The sequence below is a fragment of the Plantactinospora sp. CA-290183 genome (assembly GCF_050936375.1).
Taxonomy (GTDB): Bacteria; Actinomycetota; Actinomycetes; order Mycobacteriales; family Micromonosporaceae; genus Plantactinospora.
In genome coordinates, this window is record NZ_JBNJMX010000003.1 from 88,956 (window position 1) to 109,878 (window position 20,923).

At 73.1% G+C, this 20,923-nt stretch carries 15 protein-coding genes; 8 read left to right on the forward strand and 7 right to left on the reverse strand.

The features are described from left to right. The first annotated feature begins 27 nt into the window (after nt 1-27). Complete coding sequence (locus ACQEUR_RS08550) at nt 28-1,452, forward strand: PQQ-binding-like beta-propeller repeat protein (RefSeq protein WP_433028026.1); 1,425 nt, start codon at nt 28-30, stop codon at nt 1,450-1,452. A gap of 203 nt (nt 1,453-1,655) precedes the next feature. After that, entirely contained in the window at nt 1,656-3,326 is a 1,671-nt protein-coding gene (locus ACQEUR_RS08555) for a fumarate hydratase (RefSeq protein WP_433028029.1), read from the forward strand. A gap of 45 nt (nt 3,327-3,371) precedes the next feature. Here ACQEUR_RS08555 and ACQEUR_RS08560 read toward each other — a convergent pair whose 3' ends face one another. Further along, nucleotides 3,372-3,629: a hypothetical protein gene (locus tag ACQEUR_RS08560; RefSeq protein WP_433028032.1), complete on the reverse strand. Its 258-nt coding sequence runs from the start codon at nt 3,627-3,629 to the stop codon at nt 3,372-3,374. A 244-nt stretch (nt 3,630-3,873) separates the two neighbouring features. Here ACQEUR_RS08560 and ACQEUR_RS08565 point away from each other — a divergent pair, with 244 nt between their 5' ends. The 3 genes from ACQEUR_RS08565 (at nt 3,874) to ACQEUR_RS08575 (ending at nt 9,242) form a co-directional block, all read left to right on the forward strand. After that, nucleotides 3,874-6,873 carry a BTAD domain-containing putative transcriptional regulator gene (locus tag ACQEUR_RS08565; protein WP_433028035.1) on the forward strand — a complete coding sequence of 1,000 codons (3,000 nt, stop codon included), beginning with the start codon at nt 3,874-3,876 and terminating at the stop codon, nt 6,871-6,873. Nucleotides 6,874-7,007: 134 nt separating this feature from the next. Further along, entirely contained in the window at nt 7,008-8,417 is a 1,410-nt protein-coding gene (locus tag ACQEUR_RS08570) for a class II fumarate hydratase (RefSeq protein WP_433028038.1), read from the forward strand. A 147-nt stretch (nt 8,418-8,564) separates the two neighbouring features. Beyond that, on the forward strand, nt 8,565-9,242 hold the full coding sequence (locus tag ACQEUR_RS08575) for an HAD family hydrolase (protein ID WP_433028041.1): 678 nt from the start codon (nt 8,565-8,567) through the stop codon (nt 9,240-9,242). A gap of 139 nt (nt 9,243-9,381) precedes the next feature. On the opposite strand, the gene ACQEUR_RS08580 is transcribed toward ACQEUR_RS08575, so the two are convergent. Beyond that, nucleotides 9,382-10,050 (reverse strand): IclR family transcriptional regulator, encoded by a 669-nt coding sequence (locus ACQEUR_RS08580; RefSeq protein WP_433028044.1) that lies wholly within the window; start codon nt 10,048-10,050, stop codon nt 9,382-9,384. A 137-nt stretch (nt 10,051-10,187) separates the two neighbouring features. On the opposite strand from ACQEUR_RS08580, the gene cysS reads away from it, so the two are divergent. From cysS to ACQEUR_RS08595, 3 genes are all read left to right on the forward strand, one after another. Then, nucleotides 10,188-11,603, forward strand: a complete 1,416-nt coding sequence (gene cysS / locus ACQEUR_RS08585; protein ID WP_433028047.1) for a cysteine--tRNA ligase — start codon at nt 10,188-10,190, stop codon at nt 11,601-11,603. Then, the gene (rlmB, locus tag ACQEUR_RS08590; RefSeq protein WP_433028050.1) at nt 11,603-12,778 is read left to right on the forward strand and encodes a 23S rRNA (guanosine(2251)-2'-O)-methyltransferase RlmB; all 1,176 of its coding nucleotides are present in this window, start codon (nt 11,603-11,605) and stop codon (nt 12,776-12,778) included. Before cysS ends, rlmB begins: the two co-directional genes overlap by 1 nt. A 138-nt stretch (nt 12,779-12,916) precedes the next feature. Beyond that, the gene (locus ACQEUR_RS08595) at nt 12,917-15,502 is read left to right on the forward strand and encodes an Hsp70 family protein (RefSeq protein WP_433028053.1); all 2,586 of its coding nucleotides are present in this window, start codon (nt 12,917-12,919) and stop codon (nt 15,500-15,502) included. Between the two features lie 124 nt (nt 15,503-15,626). Here ACQEUR_RS08595 and ACQEUR_RS08600 read toward each other — a convergent pair whose 3' ends face one another. From ACQEUR_RS08600 to ACQEUR_RS08620, 5 genes are read right to left on the reverse strand one after another with little or no spacing between them, the layout of a single operon-like run. Next, on the reverse strand, nt 15,627-16,328 hold the full coding sequence (locus ACQEUR_RS08600; RefSeq protein WP_433028056.1) for a hypothetical protein: 702 nt from the start codon (nt 16,326-16,328) through the stop codon (nt 15,627-15,629). A gap of 10 nt (nt 16,329-16,338) precedes the next feature. Then, nucleotides 16,339-17,241 carry a carbohydrate ABC transporter permease gene (locus ACQEUR_RS08605; RefSeq protein WP_433028059.1) on the reverse strand — a complete coding sequence of 301 codons (903 nt, stop codon included), beginning with the start codon at nt 17,239-17,241 and terminating at the stop codon, nt 16,339-16,341. Further along, nucleotides 17,241-18,224: a carbohydrate ABC transporter permease gene (locus ACQEUR_RS08610; RefSeq protein ID WP_433028062.1), complete on the reverse strand. Its 984-nt coding sequence runs from the start codon at nt 18,222-18,224 to the stop codon at nt 17,241-17,243. Before ACQEUR_RS08610 ends, ACQEUR_RS08605 begins: the two co-directional genes overlap by 1 nt. Nucleotides 18,225-18,261: 37 nt before the next feature. After that, nucleotides 18,262-19,605: an ABC transporter substrate-binding protein gene (locus tag ACQEUR_RS08615; RefSeq protein WP_433028065.1), complete on the reverse strand. Its 1,344-nt coding sequence runs from the start codon at nt 19,603-19,605 to the stop codon at nt 18,262-18,264. A gap of 18 nt (nt 19,606-19,623) precedes the next feature. Beyond that, the gene (locus ACQEUR_RS08620; RefSeq protein WP_433028068.1) at nt 19,624-20,811 is read right to left on the reverse strand and encodes a LacI family DNA-binding transcriptional regulator; all 1,188 of its coding nucleotides are present in this window, start codon (nt 20,809-20,811) and stop codon (nt 19,624-19,626) included. Between the last annotated feature and the right edge of the window lie 112 nt (nt 20,812-20,923).

Genomic DNA, 20,923 nt, shown 5'->3' on the forward strand with positions numbered 1-20,923 from the left:
GTCGGTGGACCTCGCTACCGTAGCCGGATGGCGAAGGGGAGCGTCGGCGTGAAGTCCGCGCTGGCCGTCGCGCTGGTCGTGGTGGTCGTGCTCGCCCTGACCAACGTCTGGAACCCCTTTCCGAGCATCTGGGACCGGATCAACCGCAGCCAGCCGCTCTCCGACCCCGACGTGGTCTGGCAGCAGCGGGTCGGCGGCAGCCCGAAGAGCGTGACGATCGCCGGCAACGCCGTGGTGCTGGAGTACCGCACCCGGGTGGAGGCGCGCAGCCTGGCCACCGGCATCCGGCTCTGGGAGCGCAAGGCCGACTGGGCGGCGGTCGCCGGCGGCGACCGGGACCCGGTCGTCGCCGTGGGCAAGCTGCTGGTCAAGGGGTACGAGCTGCTGGATCCGGAGAGCGGGGCGGTGCGCCGCCGCGACAACCGGGCGATCGGGGTCTGGACCTACCGCAACGCCCTGCTCGACGTGCGCTGCGGTGACCCCCGGGAGTGCACCCTGACCGCCTGGGACCCGCGCGGAAACGCTCCGCTCTGGACGGCGTTCCTGCCCGGCGTGCGGGCCGGCCTCTTCGCGGACAATCCCGAGGTGCTCGGCAGCCGCCGGCTGACCACGGAACGGGTGCAGGAGGAGGCCGGCGGGCCGGAGATGATGCCGCCGCTGCTCGGCTTCCCGGTGGACCACCGGGTGCACATCGTGGACACCGCCACCGGCCGGACCGTGCACGAGACCCAGCCGGGCGAGCAGGACCGGATCGTCGTGGTCGGTGGCCGGATGCTGCGCATCGAGGCGCGCAGCGCGGACGGCACCTGCTACTTCACCCTCATCGCCCGGGACCCGGCCAACGGCCAGGAGGTGTGGCGCCGGGAGGGGATCAACCTGCGTACCGCCGACGGTGGCGGCTGCGTGCAGCGGGAGGACCCGCAGGGCGGCCAGAACGTCGTGGTGGGGGTGGCCGCGGACGCGCGGGAGACCGTGCTCGACGCGTACGACGGGCGGCTGCTCTGGGTCGGTGCCAGGGGCGAGAAGCTGCTCGCGGTCGACGACCGGTACGCACTGTCCCGCTCCGCGGACAAGCAGCGGGTGGCCGGCCGGGAGCACGCGATCGAGGCGGCCCGCTGGACCCGACCGGTCAACCCGGACGGTGGCGCCGCGCTGACGCCGTACGCCGCCGTGATCGTCGACCGCAAGCCTGACCGGATCATCGCGCTCGACCCGCGCAGTGGCAGGGAACTGGCCCTCCTGCGCTCCTCGGCCGAGGTCTTCGCGGTGGGACCGACCGGCATGGTGATCGGGGACGGCCGGGACATCGGGTTCTACCGCTTCGCCGGTGTGCCGGCCGCGCCGCCCGCCGGCCCCGGGCCGGGCAACCCGGATGCCGATCCCGGCGACGGCACCGCCTGCGGCGGCCCGAAGCAGGAGGCGTGCCCGCCCGACGGCGGCAAGGACGGCTGACCGCCCGGCCGGCGGGGGCCCCGGCCGGTGTCGAGGGCCGCCACGCCGGTCCCGGCCGACCGGCGAGCGGTCCTGGTCCGGCGGGACGAGCGGTCCCGGCGGGGCGGACGGCGGACGGTCCCGGACGGCCGGGTGAGAGCGGCATCGCAGCGCCGACCCGGCGGGTGGGCCGGGCCGGGTGGACTGGCCTAGGCTTGCCGGCTATGAGCAGTGGCGCCCCGTTCTCCTACTCTCCCCTGTTGCCCGTCGGCGCCGACCAGACCGAATACCGCCTGGTCACCGACGAGGGTGTCGACGTCGTCCACGGGCCGGGCGGCCGCCGTTTCCTGACCGTCGAGCCCGCGGCCCTCACCGCGCTGACCGCCGAGGCGATGCACGACATCGCCCACTACCTGCGCCCGGCGCACCTCGGCCAGCTGCGGGCCATCATCGAGGACCCGGCGGCCTCGCCGAACGACCGGTTCGTCGCGCTCGACCTGCTGCGCAACGCCAACATCGCGGCCGGCGGGGTGCTGCCGATGTGCCAGGACACCGGCACCGCGATCGTGATGGGCAAGCGCGGCCGGCACGTGCTCACCGACGGCGGCGACGACGAGGCGGTGTCGCGCGGGGTCTACCAGGCGTACACCCGGCTCAACCTGCGCTACTCGCAGCTCGCCCCGCTCACCATGTGGGAGGAGCGCAACACCGGGAGCAACCTGCCGGCCCAGGTGGAGATCTACGCCGAGGACCCGGACGGGCACCCGGACACGTACAAGTTTCTCTTCATGGCCAAGGGCGGCGGCTCGGCCAACAAGTCGTACCTCTACCAGGAGACCAAGGCGCTGCTCAATCCCACCCGGATGATGCAGTTCCTGGAGGAGAAGCTCCGGCTGATCGGCACCTCCGCCTGCCCGCCGTACCACCTCGCGGTGGTCATCGGCGGCACCTCCGCCGAGTACGCCCTGAAGACCGCGAAGCTGGCCTCGGCCAAGTACCTCGACAACCTGCCCACCGGCGGGTCCATCCAGGGCCACGGCTTCCGGGACCTGGAGCTGGAGGCGGAGGTGCTGGAGCTGACCCGGCAGTTCGGCATCGGCGCGCAGTTCGGCGGGCGCTACTTCTGCCACGACGTACGGGTGGTCCGGCTGCCCCGGCACGGCGCCTCCTGCCCGGTGGCGATCGCCGTGTCCTGCTCCGCCGACCGGCAGGCGATGGGCAAGATCACCCCGTCCGGGGTGTGGCTGGAGCGGCTGGAGACCGACCCGGCCCGGTACCTGCCCGAGGTGACCGACGCCCAGCTCGACCAGGGCGCGGAGGTGGTCCGGATCGACCTCAACCGGCCGATGGACGAGATCCGGGCCGAGCTGTCGAAATATCCGGTGAAGACCCGGCTGTCGCTGACCGGCCCGCTGGTGGTGGCCCGGGACATCGCGCACGCCAAGATCGCCGAGCGGCTGGACGCGGGCGAGCCGATGCCGCAGTACCTGCGCGACCACGCGGTCTACTACGCCGGCCCGGCGAAGACCCCGGAGGGCTACCCGTCGGGGTCGTTCGGCCCGACCACCGCCGGCCGGATGGACTCGTACGTGGCGAGGTTCCAGGCCGCCGGCGGCTCGCAGGTGATGCTCGCCAAGGGCAACCGGTCGGGGCAGGTGACCCGCTCCTGTCAGGAGCACGGCGGCTTCTATCTCGGCTCGATCGGCGGCCCGGCCGCCCGGCTGGCCCAGGACTGCATCAAGCATGTCGAGGTCCTGGAATATCCGGAACTCGGCATGGAGGCGGTCTGGAAGATCGACGTGGTCGACTTCCCGGCCTTCATCGTCGTCGACGACAAGGGCAACGACTTCTTCGCCGAGGTGACCAAGCCGGTGCTGACCGTCGGGCGGCGCTGAGCCGGATCCGGGCTGCCCCCGTACCGGACGGGGGTGTCCCGGTCCTCAGGCGACGGCGCCGGGGAGCGCGCTGGCCCGGACCAGCACCTGCCGCTCGGGGCCGGCGCTGCCGTCCCGGCGCAGCTCCACGCCGCGCAGCGACAGCCATTCCAGCCGGGGATACCGGCCGAGGTCCACGCCGACCCGGGTGACCCGCAGGACGAGCGGGCCGACCCCGTAGCAGTAGTCCGATTCGGCGATCCGCAGCACGTCGCCGGCGGCCGGCGCCGGTGCCGGCCGGGCGGGTGGGTCAGCGGCGTCCATCAGCGGCGTCTCCCTCAGGCGTGGAAGCGGCACAAGCGCAGTTCCGACACGGTGCGTCCACCACCCGCTGTAGGCCGGCGGACGCACCGCCCCCGTCGATCTGTCTCACTCGTTGTGGTGCGTCCCATGCACAGTGTCCGGACCGGCGCTCTCGATCCGCTGCCACGTCGCTCTCATTGCGATTCTGCTTCGGGTAAGTGACGCGTTACTCTGCTGCGAGATACGAGCTCGGTCAGGGGCTGGCATGCGGTTCGGGATCCTTGGGCCGCTCCAGGTGGGCGGCGGTGAATCGGCGATAACGGCCGGCCGGGACAGGGCCGTCCTGGCCGTACTGCTGCTGCACCCCAACCGGGTGGTGCCGGTCGACGAGCTGGTCGACGCGGTCTGGGACGTCGAACCGCCGGCCACCGCGCGCGGGCAGTTGCAGACCTGCGTGTCGCGGCTGCGGCGTTCGCTGGCCGCCGTCGGCGTGCCGGCCGAGACGATCGTCACCGGCCCGGCCGGCTACCGCATCGCGACCGGCCCGGACGAGCTGGACGCCCAGGTCTTCGAACGGCTGGTCGCCGACGCCCGGGCCGCCGCCGCCGAGCGGGACTGGGCCGGGGCGCGCGACGGCTACCGGGCCGCCCTGGCACTGTGGCGGGGCCCGGCGCTCGCCGGGATCCCCGGCCCGCTGGTCCGGCGCGGTGCCGCCTCCCTGGACGAGCAGCGCATGCTGGTGCTGGAGGACAGCTTCGAGCTGGAGCTGCGGCTCGGCCGCTCCGGTGACCTGGTCGCCGAGCTGACCGACCTGGTCGAGCGGCACCCGCTGCGCGAGCGGCTGCGGGGGCAGCTGATGCTCGCGCTCGCCGACAGCGGCCGGCGGGCCGACGCGCTGACGGTGTTCCGCACCGGGCGGGACCTCCTCATCGCCGAACTGGGCATCGAGCCCGGACCGGGGCTGCGGGACATCCACCGGCGGGTCCTCGCCGGAGAGGTCGGCTCCGCCGTCGCCGGGCCGGCCGAGCCGGTCCGGCCGCCGGTGCGGGCGCTGCCCCGGGCCATCGAGGACTTCACCGGTCGCCGGGAGACCGTCATCCGGCTGCTGAAGGAGATCGAGGAGACCAACCCGAGCTTTCCCGCCGTCCACGTCATCGACGGCATGCCCGGCAGTGGCAAGACCACCCTCGCCGTACACGTCGCCACCGCGCTCGGCGCCCGCTATCCGGACGCGCACCTCTTCGTCGACCTGCACGGGCACAGCGTGCACAGCCCGCTGCCGCCGGCCGCCGCCATCGCCGCGCTGCTGCGCCAGCTCGGCGTACCCGGGGAGCGGATCCCGGCCGACGCCGCCGACCGGATCGCGCTGTGGCGTACCGAGCTGGCGAGCCGGCGGGTACTGCTCGTCCTGGACAACGCGGCGAGCACCGCCCAGGTCGGTCCGCTGCTGCCGGCCGGGCCCGGCTGCCTGACCGTGGTGACCAGCCGGCGCCGGCTGGTGGGGCTGGACGGCGTCCGGTCCCAGTCCCTGTCCGTACTGGAGCCCGGCGAGGCGGTCGACCTGCTGGCCCGGATCGCCGGTGGCGAACGGGTGGAGGCCGAGCCGGGCGCGGCGGAGGAGGTGGTACGCCGCTGCGGCTACCTGCCGCTCGCCATCCGGCTGGCCGGCGCCCGGCTGGCGCACCGGTCGAGGTGGCGGGTGGCCGACCTGGCCCAGCGGCTCGGTGACGCCGACCGGCCCGTCCTGGCCGAGCTGGCGGTCGAGCACCGGACCCTGGCCGACGCCTTCGCCCTGTCGTACGCCCAGCTCACCGAGGCGACCCAGCGGACGTTCCGGCTGCTCGGCCTGCATCCCGGCGAACAGTTCGACTGGCCGGCCGTCGCGGCGCTGACCGACGGGCCACCGCTGGCCGCGCAGGAACAGCTCGACGAACTGGTCGACGCCCATCTGGTGGACGAGCTGGACGCCGGGCGCCACCGGTTCCACGACCTGGTCCGGGAGTACGCCGCCGGGCTGGTCACCGCGGTGGAGTGCGAGGCGGAACGGCGGCGGGCCCTGCGGGCACTGCTCGACTTCTACCTGTACGTGGCCGCCTCGATCAGCCGCGCCATCGAGCCGACCGGGAACCTGCGGGCCGCGGTAGCCGGTGAGCCGGCCCGACCCGACCTGGTCGAGGTGACCGCCCGGGAGGGGCGGCGCTGGCTGGAGGTGGAACGGCACAACCTGGTGGCCCTGGTGCACCTCGCGGTCGAGCAGGGCCTGCACCGGTACGCCTGGCAGCTGGCCCGGGCCAACTGGCGGCAGCTCTACCTCGGCGGCCATCTCGACGAGCTGATCCAGACGCACACCGACGGGCTGCGGGCCGCGGAGGCACTGGGGGATGCCGCCGGCATCGCGACCATGCAGAACTACCTCGCGTCGGCGTACTTCCGGCTCGGCCAGTTCCCGCGCGCGGCGGACTCGCTGCGGGTGGTCATCGGCCTGTGGGAGCGGCTCGGTGACGTCGCGGGGCAGGCGGTGGCGACGGCCAACCTCGGCCTGCCGCTGATGATGCTGGGCCGGACCCGGGAGGCCGTGCGGTACCTGGAACGGGGGCTGGTGCTGGCCCGCCGGTCCGGCGACTGGCAGACCCTGCCGAACGCGATGACCAACCTCGGCACCTGCTACATGCAGCTGGGCCGCTACCCGGAGGCGTTGCGGGTGCTGCGGAACCGGCTCTTCCTGGCCCGGCAGGCGGGGAAGAGCGCGCTGGTGGCGGACACCCTGGGCGGGCTCGGCGCGGTGTACTCCCGGATGGGCCGGCACGACCGGGCGCTGCGCCGGATGTACGGGGCCCTGCGCCTACAGCGGACGCGGGGCCACCGCTTCGCCGAGGGTGACCTGCTCAACGAGATCGGCATGGCGGAGCGGGCCCGGGGGCACCCGGCGGTGGCGGCGGTCCGGCACCGGGAGGCCCTCGCGGCGATGCGGGACGCGGCGGACCGGGCCGGTGAGTGCAGCTCCCGCAACGCTCTGGGCCGGGCGCTGCTGGACCTGGGTGACACCGCGACCGCGCTGGAGCAGCACCAGCAGGCCCTGCTGGCGGCGACCGGGATCCACTACCTCTACGAGCAGGCCCGCGCGCTGGACGGCATCGCCGCGTGCCTGTGGCCGACCGATCCGGCCGCCGCCCGCTCGTACTGGACCCGGGCGCTGGCGCTGCTGGTCCAGGTCGGGTCCCCGGACCAGCACGAGGTGTGCCGGCGGCTGCGCGAACTCGGCTGAGCCCGGTGCCGCCGTTGCGGTGCCGCTCGTCCCGGTGCCGCCGGTCGTGGTGCCGCCGCTTCCGGTGCCGCCGCTTTCGGTGCGGCCGGTGAGGTGGCGGGGATCATCTGCGGGTCGGGCCGGCTCGGGGCAGGATGGTATCCGTGACCACACCAGAGGAGACCGGCTACCGGATCGAACGGGACACGATGGGCGAGGTGGAGGTGCCCGTCGACGCGCTGTGGCGGGCCCAGACCCAGCGTGCCGTGCAGAACTTTCCGATTTCCGGCCGAGGGCTGGAGTCGGCGCACATCCGGGCGCTGGCCCAGATCAAGGGGGCGGCGGCCCGGGTCAACGGGGAGCTGGGGGTGATCGGCGCGGACGTCGCCGGGGCGATCGCCACCGCGGCGGCGCACGTGGCAGACGGCGGCTATGACGACCAGTTCCCGGTGGACGTCTTCCAGACCGGCTCCGGCACCTCGTCTAACATGAACACCAACGAGGTGATCGCCACCCTCGCCGCCCGGGAGCTGGGCCGGGAGGTGCACCCGAACGACGACGTCAACGCGTCACAGTCCAGCAACGACGTCTTCCCGTCCTCGATCCACCTGGCGGCGACCCACGCGGTGGTGCACGACCTGCTGCCGGCGCTGCGGCACCTCCAGTTCACCCTGGAGTCCAAGGTGGACGAGTTCGCCGAGGTGGTGAAGGCGGGGCGTACGCACCTGATGGATGCCACCCCGGTGACGCTGGGCCAGGAGTTCTCCGGGTACGCCACCCAGGTGCAGTACGGCATCGAGCGGTTGGAGGGCTGCCTGCCCCGGCTCGCGGAGCTGCCGCTCGGCGGCACCGCCGTCGGCACCGGGATCAACACGCCGGCCGGGTTCGCCCTGGCGGTGGTCGAGCAGCTGCGCGAGATGACCGGGCTGCCGGTCACCGAGGCGCGCAACCACTTCGAGGCGCAGGGCGCCCGGGACGCCCTGGTGGAGGCCTCCGGGCAGCTCCGCACGTACGCGGTCGGGCTCTACAAGATCGCCAACGACATCCGCTGGATGGGCTCCGGGCCTCGGGCGGGCCTGCGCGAGCTGCAGATTCCGGACCTCCAGCCGGGTTCGTCGATCATGCCCGGCAAGGTGAACCCGGTGGTCTGCGAGGCGGTCCGCCAGGTCTGCGCGCAGGTGATCGGCAACGACGCCACGGTGGGCTTCGCCGGTTCGCAGGGCGACTTCGAGCTGAACGTGATGCTTCCGGTGCTGGCCCGCAACGTACTGGAGTCGATCCGGCTGCTGGCCACCGCGAGCCGGTTGCTCGCCGACCGCTGCGTGGTCGGCCTGGTCGCCAACGTGGACGTCTGCCTGGCGTACGCCGAGGGGTCGCCCTCGGTGGTCACCCCGCTGAACCGCTACCTGGGGTACGACGAGGCGGCGTCCATCGCCAAGGAAGCGCTCGCCAAGGAGCTGTCCATCCGGGCGGTGGTGGTCGAACGCGGCCACGTCGAGGCCGGCCGCCTCACCGAACAACAACTCGACGAGGCCCTCGACGTCCTCCGCATGACCCACCCCTAGACCCACCCCAAGATCGCGGTGATCAGGGTACGGTTCCGCGTGTCGCCCGGCGTGTCGAGGTAACCGCTCCCTGATCACGACGATCACGCCGGGCCGGGCGGCGGGCGGGCCGAGCCGGGGCGGTGCGGGGCGGGAGGTGGTGGTTGCGTGGTGACGACCGTGGTGTTCGACGCGGACGAGACCCTGGTCGACCTGCGCCCGGCGGTGACCAGCGCACTCGTCGCGGTACTGGCCGAGATGCGGCGGCTGACCCCGGCGGCCCGCGAGGTGACCCTCGCCGAGCTGGAGTCGGACTGGTCCGCCGTCTTCGCCGACCTGGCCGCCGAGCCGGTCACGCGGATCCGCCGCGCCGCGCTGGCCCGGTCGCTCTCCCGGGTCGGGCTCGCCGGCGAGTTGGACCGGATCGCCGAGATCTTCTTCGCTCGCCGGTTCGCGGCCACCCGGCCGTTCGCCGACACCCTGCCGGCGCTGGCCGCACTGCGCCGGTCGTACGCCCTCGGGTTCGCCACCAACGGCAACAGCCGGCCGGACCGGTGCGGGCTCTCGGCCCAGTTCTCCTTCGAGATCTACGCACACGTCGGGGGCGTGCCGAAGAAGCCGGCGCCGGGCTTCTTCGGCGCGGTGCTCTCGGCCGCCGGTACGACCCCCGGCGCGGCGGTGCACGTCGGTGACTCACCCGAGCACGACGTACGGGCCGCGCAGGCGGCCGGCCTGCGCGCGGTATGGCTGAACCGGGCCGGTCTGCCCCGGCCGGCCGGGCTGCGCCCGGACGCGGAGATCCGCTCCCTCGCCGAGCTGCCCTCGCTACTCGCCGCCTGGCACTGACCCCGCCCTCGCCCTCGCCGCCCCCGCCGCCCGGGTCGTCCGGGGCCGCCCGGTGATCCGCGTGATCAGGGAGCTGATCCTCCGACGCGCCGTACGACACGCGGAACCGTTCCCTGATCACCGCGATCATGGGGGTGGGTTAGGCGAGGGTTTGGGTTAGTTCGGTGGCGGCCTGGTGGACCTGGGCGCCGACCGCGGCCTCGTCCAGGGGGGCCAGGGCCACCACGCCGACGCTCGCCTCCAGCCCGGCCACCCCGAGCACCGGCGCGGCGACGCCGTACGCGCCCGGTTGCAGCTCGCCGCTGCTGGTCACCGGCTCCGCCCGGCCGGCCCGGCCGGCCAGGATCGCCCGACCGGCCGCGCCGCGCTCCAGCGGGTGCCGGGAGCCGGCCCGGTACGCGACGTGGAACGCCGTCCAACTCGGCTCGACGACCGCGAGGGCGACCCCCTCGCCGGCCTCGACCACGGTCAGGTGGGCGGTCGCCCCGGTTCGCTCGGCCAGCCGGCGCAGCGTGGGCAGGGCCCCCTCGGCGAGCAGCGGCTGGGCCCGCCGGGCCAGGTGCAGCAGCCCGGCGCCGAGGCGCAGCCGCCCGGTGCCGTCCCGGCGTACCATGCCGTGCTCGGTGAGCGCGCCCAGGAGCCGGTACACCACCGCCCGACCCACGCCGAGCCGGGCCGCGGCCTCGGTCACGGTGAGTCCGCCGGGCGCGTCCGCGACCAGGTGCAGCAGGCGCAGCCCCCGGTCCAGCGTCTGCGCCGTCTCCCCGGCCCGGCCCGCCGGACCGGCGGTCCCACCCGTCGCCACCACACCAGGCAGCGTACGGCCGCCAGCGCGGGGGGTCGGTGGCGCGGGAGGTCGGTGGCCGGGAGCGGTCGGTGGGCGGCTGCCGGCTGCCGGCTGTCGTCGGTCGCCCGGGCCGGGACATCGGCCGGTACCCTTGTACGGTGACGCTACGCCTGTACGACACCGCCACCCGATCGGTGCGGGACTTCGTCCCCGCGCAAGCCGGCAGGGCGGGAATCTACCTGTGTGGTCTCACCGTCCAGTCCGCGCCGCACATCGGGCACCTTCGATCCGGGGTCAACTACGACGTGCTGCGGCGCTGGCTGCTGCGCACCGGCTTCGAGGTCACCTTCATCCGGAACGTCACCGACGTCGACGACAAGATCCTGGTCAAGTCGATCGAGCAGGCCCGCCCGTTCTGGTCGATCGCGTACGACAACGAGGTCATCCTCGGCGCCGCCTACCGGTCGCTGAACGTGCTGCCGCCGACGTACGAGCCCCGGGCCACGGGGCACATCCCGGAGATGCACGAGCTGATCCAGAAGTTGATCGCCGACGGGCACGCCTACCCGGCCGACGACGACTCCGCAGACGTCTACTTCGACGTCCGGTCCTACCCGGAGTACGGCGCGCTCTCCGGTCAGCGGCCGGAGGCGACGCAGGCGGGTGAGGACATCGTCGAACGGGGTAAGCGGGACCCGCGTGACTTCGCGCTCTGGAAGGGCGTCAAGCCCGAGGAGCCGGCGGACGCCGCGTGGCCGTCGCCGTGGGGCCCCGGCCGGCCGGGCTGGCACATCGAGTGCTCGGCGATGTGCTGGCGTTACCTGGGTGCGGAGTTCGACATCCACGGCGGCGGGCTCGACCTGACCTTTCCGCACCACGAGAACGAGCTGGCCCAGTCCAGGGCGGCCGGGCTGCCGTTCGCCCGCTACTGGGTGCACCACGGCCTGCTCAACCTCGGCGAGGCCAAGATGAGCAAGTCGCTGGGGAACGTCATCGACCTCGACCACGTCGCGGCGCTCGGGATCCGCCCGGCGGAGCTGCGCTACTACCTGGTCGCCCCGCACTACCGCTCCCGGATCGACTACTCCGACGAGTCGCTGCGCGAGTCCGCGGTGGCGTACCGGCGGATCGAGGGGTTCGTCCAGCGGGCGGCCGAGCGGGTCGGGTCCGGCGGGCCCGGTGAGCTTCCCGCCGCCTTCTGCGCCGCGCTGGACGACGACCTCAACACCTCCGCCGCGCTGGCGGTGCTGCACGAGACGGTCCGGGACGGTCAGCTCGTGCTCGCCGACGGTGACGACGAGGCCACCCGTACGGCCCTCGCGGCGGTCCGGGCGATGCTCGACGTCCTCGGTGTCGACCCCCTCGACCCGGCCTGGGACTCCGCCGGGCAGGATGGTGAACTGCGGGGGGTGGTCGACGCGCTGGTTGCGCTGGCCCTCGAGCAGCGGGCCCAGGCCCGCAGCCGCAAGGACTGGGCCGCCGCCGACTCGGTGCGCGACCAGCTCAAGCAGGCCGGTGTGGTGGTCGAGGACACCCCACGCGGGCCGCGTTGGACGATCGGAGAGCAGGACTGATGCCTGGTAACTCGCAGCGCCGCGGCAAGCGGGTGACCCAGAAGAAGGGCCCCACCGGCGGTTCCGGCGGCAAGAACCGGGGCGCCCTCTCCGGCCGGGGCAAGACCCTGCCCGCCGACGAGCGCCCCTGGCACAAGGGCTACTCCGGCACCGAGCCGCTGCCGAAGCGCACCGCCTGGAAGCAGGACAAGGAGCGTCGGGCGGCCGAGGAGGAGGGCCGGGCCCCCAAGATCGGCAAGCCGGGCAGCAAGGACACCACCTGGGGTGCCGGCGGCGGTGGACGCAAGGGCGGCCGGGGCGTCTCCGCCGGCCGGGGCGCCGCCAGCGCCGGCCGGGCCGCCGGCGGGCGTACCGGTGGGCGTACGGGTGCCAAGCCGGCGCCGCGCACCGGTCCCCGGGTGGCGCCGGGCCGCAAGTCCAACCCGGCCCGGGACGCCCCGGAACTGCTGGTCGGCCGCAACCCGGTGCTGGAGGCGCTGCGCGCCCAGGTGCCGGCGACCGCGCTCTACCTCGCCCAGGGCATCGACATGGACGACCGGATCAACGAGATCACCCGGACCGCCGCCGACCGGGGCATCGCGCTACTGGAGATCACCCGGACCGAGCTGGACCGGATGACCGGGGGCGTGCTGCACCAGGGCGTCGGGATCCAGGTGCCGCCGTTCGCGTACCAGGTCTTCGAGGACATGCTCACCATGGCGATGGAGCAGCCGTCGCCGCTGCTGGTGGGGCTGGACGGGATCACCGACCCGCGCAACCTGGGCGCGGTGATCCGCTCGGCGGCCGCCTTCGGCGCCCAGGGGGTCTTCGTGCCGGAGCGGCGGGCCGCCGGGATCACCGCCACCGCCTGGCGCACCAGCGCGGGTGCGGCGGCCCGGGTGCCGGTCAGCCAGGTCACCAACATGACCCGGGCCCTGAAGATGTGCCAGCAGGAGGGCTTCGTCGTGGTCGGCCTCGACGCCGACGGCGAGACCGACCTGTACGACCTGGAGGCGGCGATCGGTCCGCTCGTGGTGGTGGTCGGCTCGGAGGGCCGGGGACTGTCCCGGCTGGTCGGGGCGACCTGTGACCTGCGGGTCGGCATCCCGATGGTCTCCGAGGTCGAGTCGCTGAACGCCAGCGTCGCCGCCGCGGTGGCGCTCGCCGAGGTCTCCCGCCGCCGCCTCGCCGCCTGACCCGCCCGCTCGGCAACCGGTCCGCACCGAGGGCGCCGACGACCGGCCGGTGATCGTCGCCTGGCCGGTCGGCGGCCGGCGTCGGCTGCGTAACATGCAGGGCCGGGCATCCCCTCGCCCGGCGGAGGAGTTCGGTTCATGGCAGGCCAGGCCGGCGGGTACGGGCTCGGCGTCGACCTCGGCACCTCCCACACCGTGGCGGTGCTGCGCTGGCCGGACGGGCGTACCCGGCCACTGCTCTTCGACGGGCAGCCGATCCTGCCCTCCGGGGTGTTCCTCGACGGTGCCGGTCGGCTGCACGCCGGCCGCGACGCCCAGCGGCTGGCCCAGGCCGACCCGGCCCGGTACGAGCCGAACCCGAAGCGGCGGATCGACGAGCCGACGGTGCTGCTCGGCGACCGTGAGGTGCCGACGGTGGACCTGCTGGCCGGGATCCTGCGGGCGGTCGCCAGCGCGGCGGTCGAGGCGACCGGCTTCCTGCCGCCCGCCGTACTCAGCTACCCGGCCAGCTGGGGCACCCGACGCCGGGAGGCCCTGACCGTCGCCGTCGGCCGGGCCGGCTGGCCGCCCGTCGCGCTGGTGCCGGAGCCGGTCGCGGCCGCCCGCTACTTCGCCGACGTGCTGCGCCGGCCCGTCCCGGTCGGCTCGGCGCTGGCCGTCTTCGACTTCGGCGGCGGCACCCTGGACATCGCGGTGGTCCGCAACGAGGGAGTCGACGGGACCGGGCGGCCCCGGTTTGCGGTGGTCGGCTCCGGCGGGGTGCCCGACCTGGGCGGGCTCGACCTCGACGCCGCGCTGGTCGAGCAGCTCGGCCGGATCGTCGCCGCCGGGCACGGACCGGTCTGGCAGCGGCTCAGCCGCCCCGGTACGACGGCTGAGTGGCGCAACCGGCGGCAGTTCTGGGACGACGTACGCGGCGCGAAGGAGATGCTGTCCCGGTCCACGGTCGCCCCGGTGCCGGTGCCCGGCATCGAGCAGGCGCTGCACCTGACCCGGGACGAGTTGGAGGCCGTGGTCACCCCGCTGCTGCGCCGGGGTGTCCGGGAGGCGGCCTCGGTGATCGCGCACTCCCGGGTCGGCGTGGACCAGCTCAGCGGGCTGTTCCTGGTCGGCGGCTCGTCCCGGGTACCGCTGCTGGCCCGGCTGCTCCACGCCGAGCTGGGGATCGCACCGACCGTGCTGGAGCAGCCCGAGCTGCCGGTCGCCGAGGGTGCGCTGGCCGAGCTGCCGCCACCGGTCACGGTTCCGGCCGCCGTGCCGCCACCGTTGTACCCGGGCAGCCCGGCCGGGCCGCCGGCCCCGGTCAGCCCCGGCGTGCCGGCGTACCCGGGGGGAGCGGCCGGGAAGGGTCGTGGCTGGCGCCGCCGGGCGGCCTGGATCGGTGCGGGCGTCGCGCTCGCGCTGGTCGGGGTGGTCACCGCGGCGGTGCTCTACCTGACCCGGGACCCCTATCCGGCGCTCGACTTCCAGGACTTCGCGGAGATCGGCCGGGTCACCGCCCGGGAGAAGGACCCGACGTCGCTCTTCACCGCCACCGCCGGGGACCGGGCGTACGTCGCCTACCAGCGCGACGACCAGCGGCTCGACATCGCGGTGCTGAAGCCCGGCTCGGCGACGGTGCTGAGGTGGATCACCACGGAGAGCGGCTCCGAGCACTGGGCCGGGATCACGGCCCTGCCGGACGCGCTGATCGTGCGGGCCCACGCCGTCAGCTCCAGCACCCCCCGGGAGATCAGCGCATACGACCCGGACGACGGCAGGAAGCTGTGGGGCCGGGTGACAGACGGCAACGACGACGTCCGCTACTTCGAGCGGCACGTCGTGCTGCTCGACAAGAGCGCCGACACGGTCGTCGGGATCGACGTACGCAGCGGTGCGGAGTGGGTGGCGCCCAGCCCGAAGGGGGAGTACGACAGCGATTCGGCGATTCATCCGGTGCGTACCGCCGTCGGGCTCGGCGGCCCGGCGGATCCGGACGGCGAGCCGACGGTGCTGGCCGGCGAGGACGACCCCCGGCTCGTGGAGGTGGGGGCGGACGGCTCGATCCGGGTCCTCGACGTGGCGACCGGGAAGGAGCTGAGGCGGTCCCGGCCGAAGGTGGCCGGCACCGGGGACCTGGTGCTGGCGTACCAGGATCAGGTCTTCGTGGCCGCCGCGACCAGCGGTTACGGGCTGCTCCGCTTCGACCTGGCCCGTCTCGGCGAGGCGACGAACCTCTACACGGCCCCGGACAAGACGCGCCGGCCGAGCGACCTGCAGCCCTGCGGGGAACAGCAGGTCTGCCTGCTGGAGACCGCCAGCTCCAACGGCGACACCACCCAGCTCGTCGCGGTACGCACCGACGGCGGGGCCGGCAACGGCCAGGCGGAGTGGCGCCGGGACGTGCCGCAGGCGCAGCGTCTTCTGCCGGTGGGCGAGAACGTGGTGGTTGGCGGCAGCACGCCGAGATCCCTCATCCGGCTGTTCACCGTGGACGGTGCCGCCAGGCTGACCCGGGACGGCGTGGGCGTACGGGTCGACGGCGGTAACCTGCTGGTCTTCGACGGCGCCCTGTCGACGTACTCCGACGACGCGAGCGTGGCCGGGGTGGTGGCCGGCTCCGGGCAACTCGACGAGCTGGGCCAGCTCAAGGGGGTCCACTCGGCACGCTGCTCCTGGAACAGCGCGCTGATCGTCTGTCCCGCCGGCTCCGAGTTCGTCCTCGCCCGCTTCGCCGGAAGCTAGCGCCGCCCGCTGCTGTTCGACCGCCATCCGGGTCGCGTCGCCGGTGAGCGTGATGCCTCTGCGGCATCGTTATGACTCAGCGGCATCACGGTGCGGCGCGGTACCACCGCCGGGCCGGGGGAGTTCAGGCCTTGGGGGAGAGCGCCGTACCGGCGGTGCGGCGGGTCACGGCGTGCAGGCCGAGCAGGGCGTACCCGGCCAGGATCGGGGTGATCAGCGGCAGGATGAGCGCGCAGAGCAGCGCGGTCAGCGTGACCACCCCGGTGGTGGCGAGCAGCGTCACCGGCCGCACCGCCACGAGCCGGCCGGCGGCGCGTACGGCGGCCGGCCAGCCCCGCCCGCCCTGCCGCCCGACCTGCACCACGGTCAGCCCGGCGAAGCCGGCGGCTCCGGCGGTCAGCACGGCGGTGACCGCGATCAGCGCCCCGCCGCCCGGTACGACACCCCGGGTCAGCGCGAGCAGGTTGACCGTGAGCAGCACGGCGGCGATCCCGGCGAGCGCGGTGGCGGCGGCACCGGGCAGCAGCGCCCGGCCGAAGTCGCGCAGCACCGGGCGTACCCCGGGCCAGCGCTCGTGTTCGATCCAGTGGTGCAGGGCGGCGCTGGCGGTGGCGATCGCGGCTCCCGCGGTCACCACCGGCAGCGCGGCGAGGGTGGTGACGATGCCGAGCAGCGCCAGGTCGCTGGCGTTGCGCAGGGTGTCCTGCCAGCCGTGCCGGCCGCGCGCCTCGCCGCCCGGCTCCTCCGGCCAGTTCGGCGTCGGCCCGCCGTGCGGTGCCGGACCACCGGCCGGTGTCGCCGGATCCCTCGTTCCCTGAGCGTTCATCGTTCCAGTCTCACCCCTTGAGCCCGCTGGTGTTGATGCCCTCCACCAGCATCCGCTGGAATGCGACGAAGAAGAGGAAGACGGGCAGCAGCGACAGCAGTGACATGGCGAACATCGGCCCGACCGCGCTCTGGCTGGTCGAGTCGATGAAGAGGGTCAGCGCGACCGGCACGGTGTAGTCGTCCAGGTCGGAGATGTAGACGAGCTGCCGGAAGAATTCGTTCCAGGTCCAGATGAACGAGAAGATCGCCGTGGTGACCAGCGCCGGGCGGCTCAGCGGCACGATGACGTACCGGAAGATGCCGTACGCGCTGGCGCCGTCGATCTTGGCGGCCTCGTCCAGCTCGCGCGGGATGCCCCGCATGAACTGCACCATCAGGAAGACGAAGAACGCCTCGGTGGCGAGGAACTGTGGCACCACCAGCGGCAGGTACGGCCAGTCGCCGCCGACCATGTCCAGCTTCCGGAACAGGATGTACTGCGGCACCGTCAGCACGTGCTGGGGCAGCAGCAGCGTACCGATCATGATGGCGAACCAGACCCCGCGCAGCCGGAACCGCAGCCGGGCGAAGGCGTACGCGGCGAGCAGGCAGGAGACCGCGTTGCCGAGCACGGTGAGCAGGCTGACCATCGCGCTGTTGACGAAGAAGCGGCCGAAGCTGACGTCGAAGTTCGTCCAGCCCTCGGCGAAGTTGCCGGGGGTGAACTCCCTCGGCAGCAGCCCGATGTTGTTGACGATCTCCTCCTGCGACTTCAGCGAGGTGCCGATCATCCAGAACAGCGGGTAGAGCACCACGGCGAGGATCGCCACCAGGATCAGCAGCCGGACCGCCTGCCGGCCGCCGCCGCCCGGGGGACGGCGCCGGGCGACCGGGCGGCCGGCGTCGGGGATGACGGGAGTCTGGGCAACCATCAGTGTCCGTCTCCGTCCGAGTAGTGCACCCAGAACCGACCGGTGCTGAAGAAGACCGTCGTGATCAGGGCGATGGCCACCAGGAAGACCCAGGCCATGGCCGAGGCGTAGCCCATCTCCAGCTCGACGAAGCCGCTGATGTAGAGCTTCAGCGTGTACATCATGGTCGAGTCCACGGGCCCGCCGGTGCCGTTGCTGAGCACGAACGCGGCGGTGAAGCCCTGGAACCCGTTGATCGTCTCCAGCACCAGGTTGAAGAAGATCACCGGGGAGAGCATCGGCAGCGTGACGCTGACGAACTGCCGGAACCGGCTGGCCCCGTCGACCGAGGCGGCCTCGTACAGCTCGGTCGGCACCTGCTTGAGCCCGGCCAGGAAGATCACCATCGGTGCGCCGAACTGCCAGATGGCCAGCACCATCAGGGTCTCCAGGGCCCAGTCCGGGTCGTTGACCCAGGGCCGCCCCTCGATCCCGAAGAGGCTCAGGAACGAGTTGAACGCCCCCTCGCGGTTGAACATGCTGACCCAGACGATGGCCAGCGCGACGCTCCCGCCGAGCAGGGACGGCAGGTAGAACAGGCCGCGGAACAGCCCGACGCCGCGCCACGCGCGGTTGAGCAGCAGCGCCACCCCGAGCGCCGCGGCCAGCTTCAGCGGTACGGCGATCAGCGCGAACGTGAGCGTCACCTGCACCGCGTGCCAGTACGAGGCGTCGGCGGTGAACATCCGCCGGTAGTTGTCCAGCCCCACCCACTCGACGTCGGACAGGTCGCTGAGCACGTCGTAGTTGGTGAAGCTGAGGTAGAGCGACAGCAGCATGGGGATCGCCGTGACGGCCATCAGTCCGATGAGCCAGGGCGACAGGAAGACATACCCGGCCAGACCCTCGCGCTGCCAGATCCGTCCGGACCCGCGCTTGTCGGCGGGGGTCCGGACGGACTGTCTGGCCGGCGGAGTCGGGTTGGGCGCCGTGGTCAGGGCCACGAGCCGGCTCCTCTCCGAAGTGTGACGACAGGCCCGGCTAGGCGATCGCGGTCTTGCAGATCTCCAGGAAGGCGGCGGCCGCCTGCGCCGGCGTCTGCCGGTCGTACTGGACCTCCTCGGCCGCCTTGACCAGCTCCGTACGGATCTTGCTGTGTCCCTTGAGCGGCACCTGCGGTGACGGGCCGAACTTCGTACCCAGCTCGTTCTCCACCTGGATGGAGAGCTTCATCGCGGGATCGGTGACCGACTCGGCGACCGCCTTGCGGATGTCCAGATTGGACGGGAGTCCCCGGTCGGTACCGAGGATCTTGCCGGCCTCCGGGTCGTTGGCCAGGAAGTTGATCACGTCCACGGCGACGTCCGCGTGGTCGGAGCCCTTGAACACCGAGAGGTACATCGAGGCCCGGGCCCACTGCGCGCTCGGGTCGCCCGGGTACGCCACGACGCCCAGTTCGTCAGAGGTGTTCTTCTTCAGCTCCGGCAGCTGGTTGGCCCAGACGAACGAGGTGCCCGCCTTGCCGGTGACCACGAGCTGCTTGGTGATGTCGGTCTGGTTGCCCTCGTGGATGACGTCCGGGGTGGGGGTCGCCCCCTGCGCGCGGGCGCCCTTCCACAGCTCGAACCAGCGGGTCACGTCCTCGGCGGTGAAGCCGAGTTCCTTGCCCTTGTAGAGGTCCTTGCCCTGCTGGCGCAGCCACACCCAGAACGCCTTGTAGTCGGCGCTCGGGTCCTGGGTGCCCGGGATCTTGGTGGTCTTCGTGACGTTCGCCGCCCAGGCGATGAAGTCCTCCCAGCTCATCCCCGTGGTCGGCTCGGGCAGGTCGTGCTTGGTGAGCAGCGACTTGTTGTAGACCAGGCCCTGGGTGTTCTCCCCGAACGCGACACCGGCCAGCTTGCCGTCCACCACGCCGTACTGCCAGAGGCTCTCCGGGAACTTGGAGACGTCGAGCTTCCCGTCGTCCTTGTACCTGGTCAGGTCGAGGGTGGCGTTGCGGGACGCGTACTCGGTCAGGTAGTTGTCGTCGATCTGGAAGATGTCCGGCGGGTCGCCGCCGGCGGTCAGCGTCGCGAGCTTGTCGAAGTAGCCCTGGTTGGCCTGCCAGGTCTTCTTGAAGGTGACGTTGGGGTTGCGCGAGGTGTAGAGGTCGAGCGCCTGCTCGGTGAGCGTGGCGCGGGCGTCGCCGCCCCACCAGAAGATGGAGAGTTCGACCTTGCCGTCGGAGCCGCCGCCGGAGTCGTCGCCGCAGGCGGCGGCGCCGAGGACCAGGGGCAGGGTGACGGCCACGGCGGTGAGGCGCCGGAACAGGCCGCGCCGGCTGACATGGGTACGGTGGCTACGCGCGGCAGACGCGTTCGCCGTCGGGGATGTGGCGGGGTGCATTGCGCTCACTCCTTGGGTTTAGGAGGCGACAGCTTCGGGGGTGGCCTCGGCCGCGTCGCCCGGGTCCGCATTGCGCTGCGGACCCGGGTCAGCCGTGGCCGCCGGTCCGGGCCGGTCGGCGGAGGCCGCCGAGCCGGGCTGTCCGACCGGTGCCGGGGTGGCTAACCGGTCGGCCGGGGATGTCGGGCCGACACCCGTCGAGTCGCGGATGACCAATTCGGTCTGGAGCGTTACCTGTGCGGTGGTGCGACGGTCGTCGCCTGCGGTGGTCCGTCCGCCGCGCCCGGCGCGTACGGAGGCGGAACCGTCGTGCTGCAGGAGCATGTCGACGGCCGTCCGGCCGGCGGCCGCGGCTGGCGTGGCCACCGTCGTCAATTTGGGGCGGGTGAGCCGGCTCAGCGCGATGTCGTCGATGCCAACCACGCTGATGTCCCGGGGCACCCGCACACCGAGCGAGTCGAGCCCCTCGATGAGGCCGATCGCCATCAGGTCGTTGTAGGCGAGTACGGCCGTGGCGCCGCTGCGGCGCACCTGCTCGGCGACGGCGATCCCGCCGCCCTCGGTGGGCGGGTTGGGGCCGAGCACTGTCAGCGCGGCGTCCGCGGCCCGGGCGGCGGTGGTCGCCGACCGGCGGATCTCCCGGTTGGTCCAGGAGCCGCGCGGGCCGCCGAGCAGCGCGAGTTCGCGGTGACCCAGCCCGGTCAGGTGCTCCACCGCGAGCCGGGCGCCCTGGCCGACGTCCATCACCACCGCGGGCAGGCCGGTGACCTGCCGGTTGATCACGACCAGCGGCACCTCGCGGCTGAGCTGCTCGATCAGGCTGTTGCTCATCCGGGGGCTGCACAGCAGCACGCCGTCGACCTGCTTGGCCAGGGCGTGCACCAGGTCCTCCTCGGCCGCCGGGTCCTCGTTGGTGTCGGCGATGAAGATGTGGTAGTCGCGCTGCCGCGCCTGGCTCTCGGCCGCTTTGATCAGCGGCGGGAAGAACGGGTTGGCGATGTCCGCGATGATCAGGCCGATGTTGTGGGTGCGTCCGGTGATCAGGGCCCGGGCGGCCCGGTTGGGGCGGTAGCCGAGGTGTTCGGCGCAGGCCAGCACCCGGCTGCGGGTCTCGGGATTGACCAGGTGCGGCGCGGAGAACGTGCGCGACACCGTGGAGATGTGCACTCCGGAGGCCCGCGCGACGTCTCGGATGGTGGCTGGCACGCGAGTCCTCTCTGTGTGGCTGCCGTCACGTTTGGTTGGCCAATTAATGCAAACGGTTGCTCAGGTGTCAACGGGCCTCGGTTACGGCTTTGTTGCGGCGCGGAGCCGTGGG

Excerpts from the sequence above, each read along its gene's own strand:
- ACQEUR_RS08550 (WP_433028026.1), top strand. The coding sequence starts at position 28 with ATGGCGAAGGGGAGCGTCGGCGTGAAGTCCGCGCTGGCCGTCGCGCTG.
- ACQEUR_RS08605 (WP_433028059.1), bottom strand. The coding sequence starts at position 17,241 with ATGGTTGCCCAGACTCCCGTCATCCCCGACGCCGGCCGCCCGGTCGCC.
- ACQEUR_RS08595 (WP_433028053.1), top strand. The coding sequence starts at position 12,917 with ATGGCAGGCCAGGCCGGCGGGTACGGGCTCGGCGTCGACCTCGGCACC.
- ACQEUR_RS08570 (WP_433028038.1), top strand. The coding sequence starts at position 7,008 with ATGGTATCCGTGACCACACCAGAGGAGACCGGCTACCGGATCGAACGG.
- ACQEUR_RS08600 (WP_433028056.1), bottom strand. The coding sequence starts at position 16,328 with ATGAACGCTCAGGGAACGAGGGATCCGGCGACACCGGCCGGTGGTCCG.
- rlmB (WP_433028050.1), top strand. The coding sequence starts at position 11,603 with ATGCCTGGTAACTCGCAGCGCCGCGGCAAGCGGGTGACCCAGAAGAAG.
- ACQEUR_RS08555 (WP_433028029.1), top strand. The coding sequence starts at position 1,656 with ATGAGCAGTGGCGCCCCGTTCTCCTACTCTCCCCTGTTGCCCGTCGGC.
- ACQEUR_RS08615 (WP_433028065.1), bottom strand. The coding sequence starts at position 19,605 with ATGCACCCCGCCACATCCCCGACGGCGAACGCGTCTGCCGCGCGTAGC.
- ACQEUR_RS08565 (WP_433028035.1), top strand. The coding sequence starts at position 3,874 with ATGCGGTTCGGGATCCTTGGGCCGCTCCAGGTGGGCGGCGGTGAATCG.
- ACQEUR_RS08560 (WP_433028032.1), bottom strand. The coding sequence starts at position 3,629 with ATGGACGCCGCTGACCCACCCGCCCGGCCGGCACCGGCGCCGGCCGCC.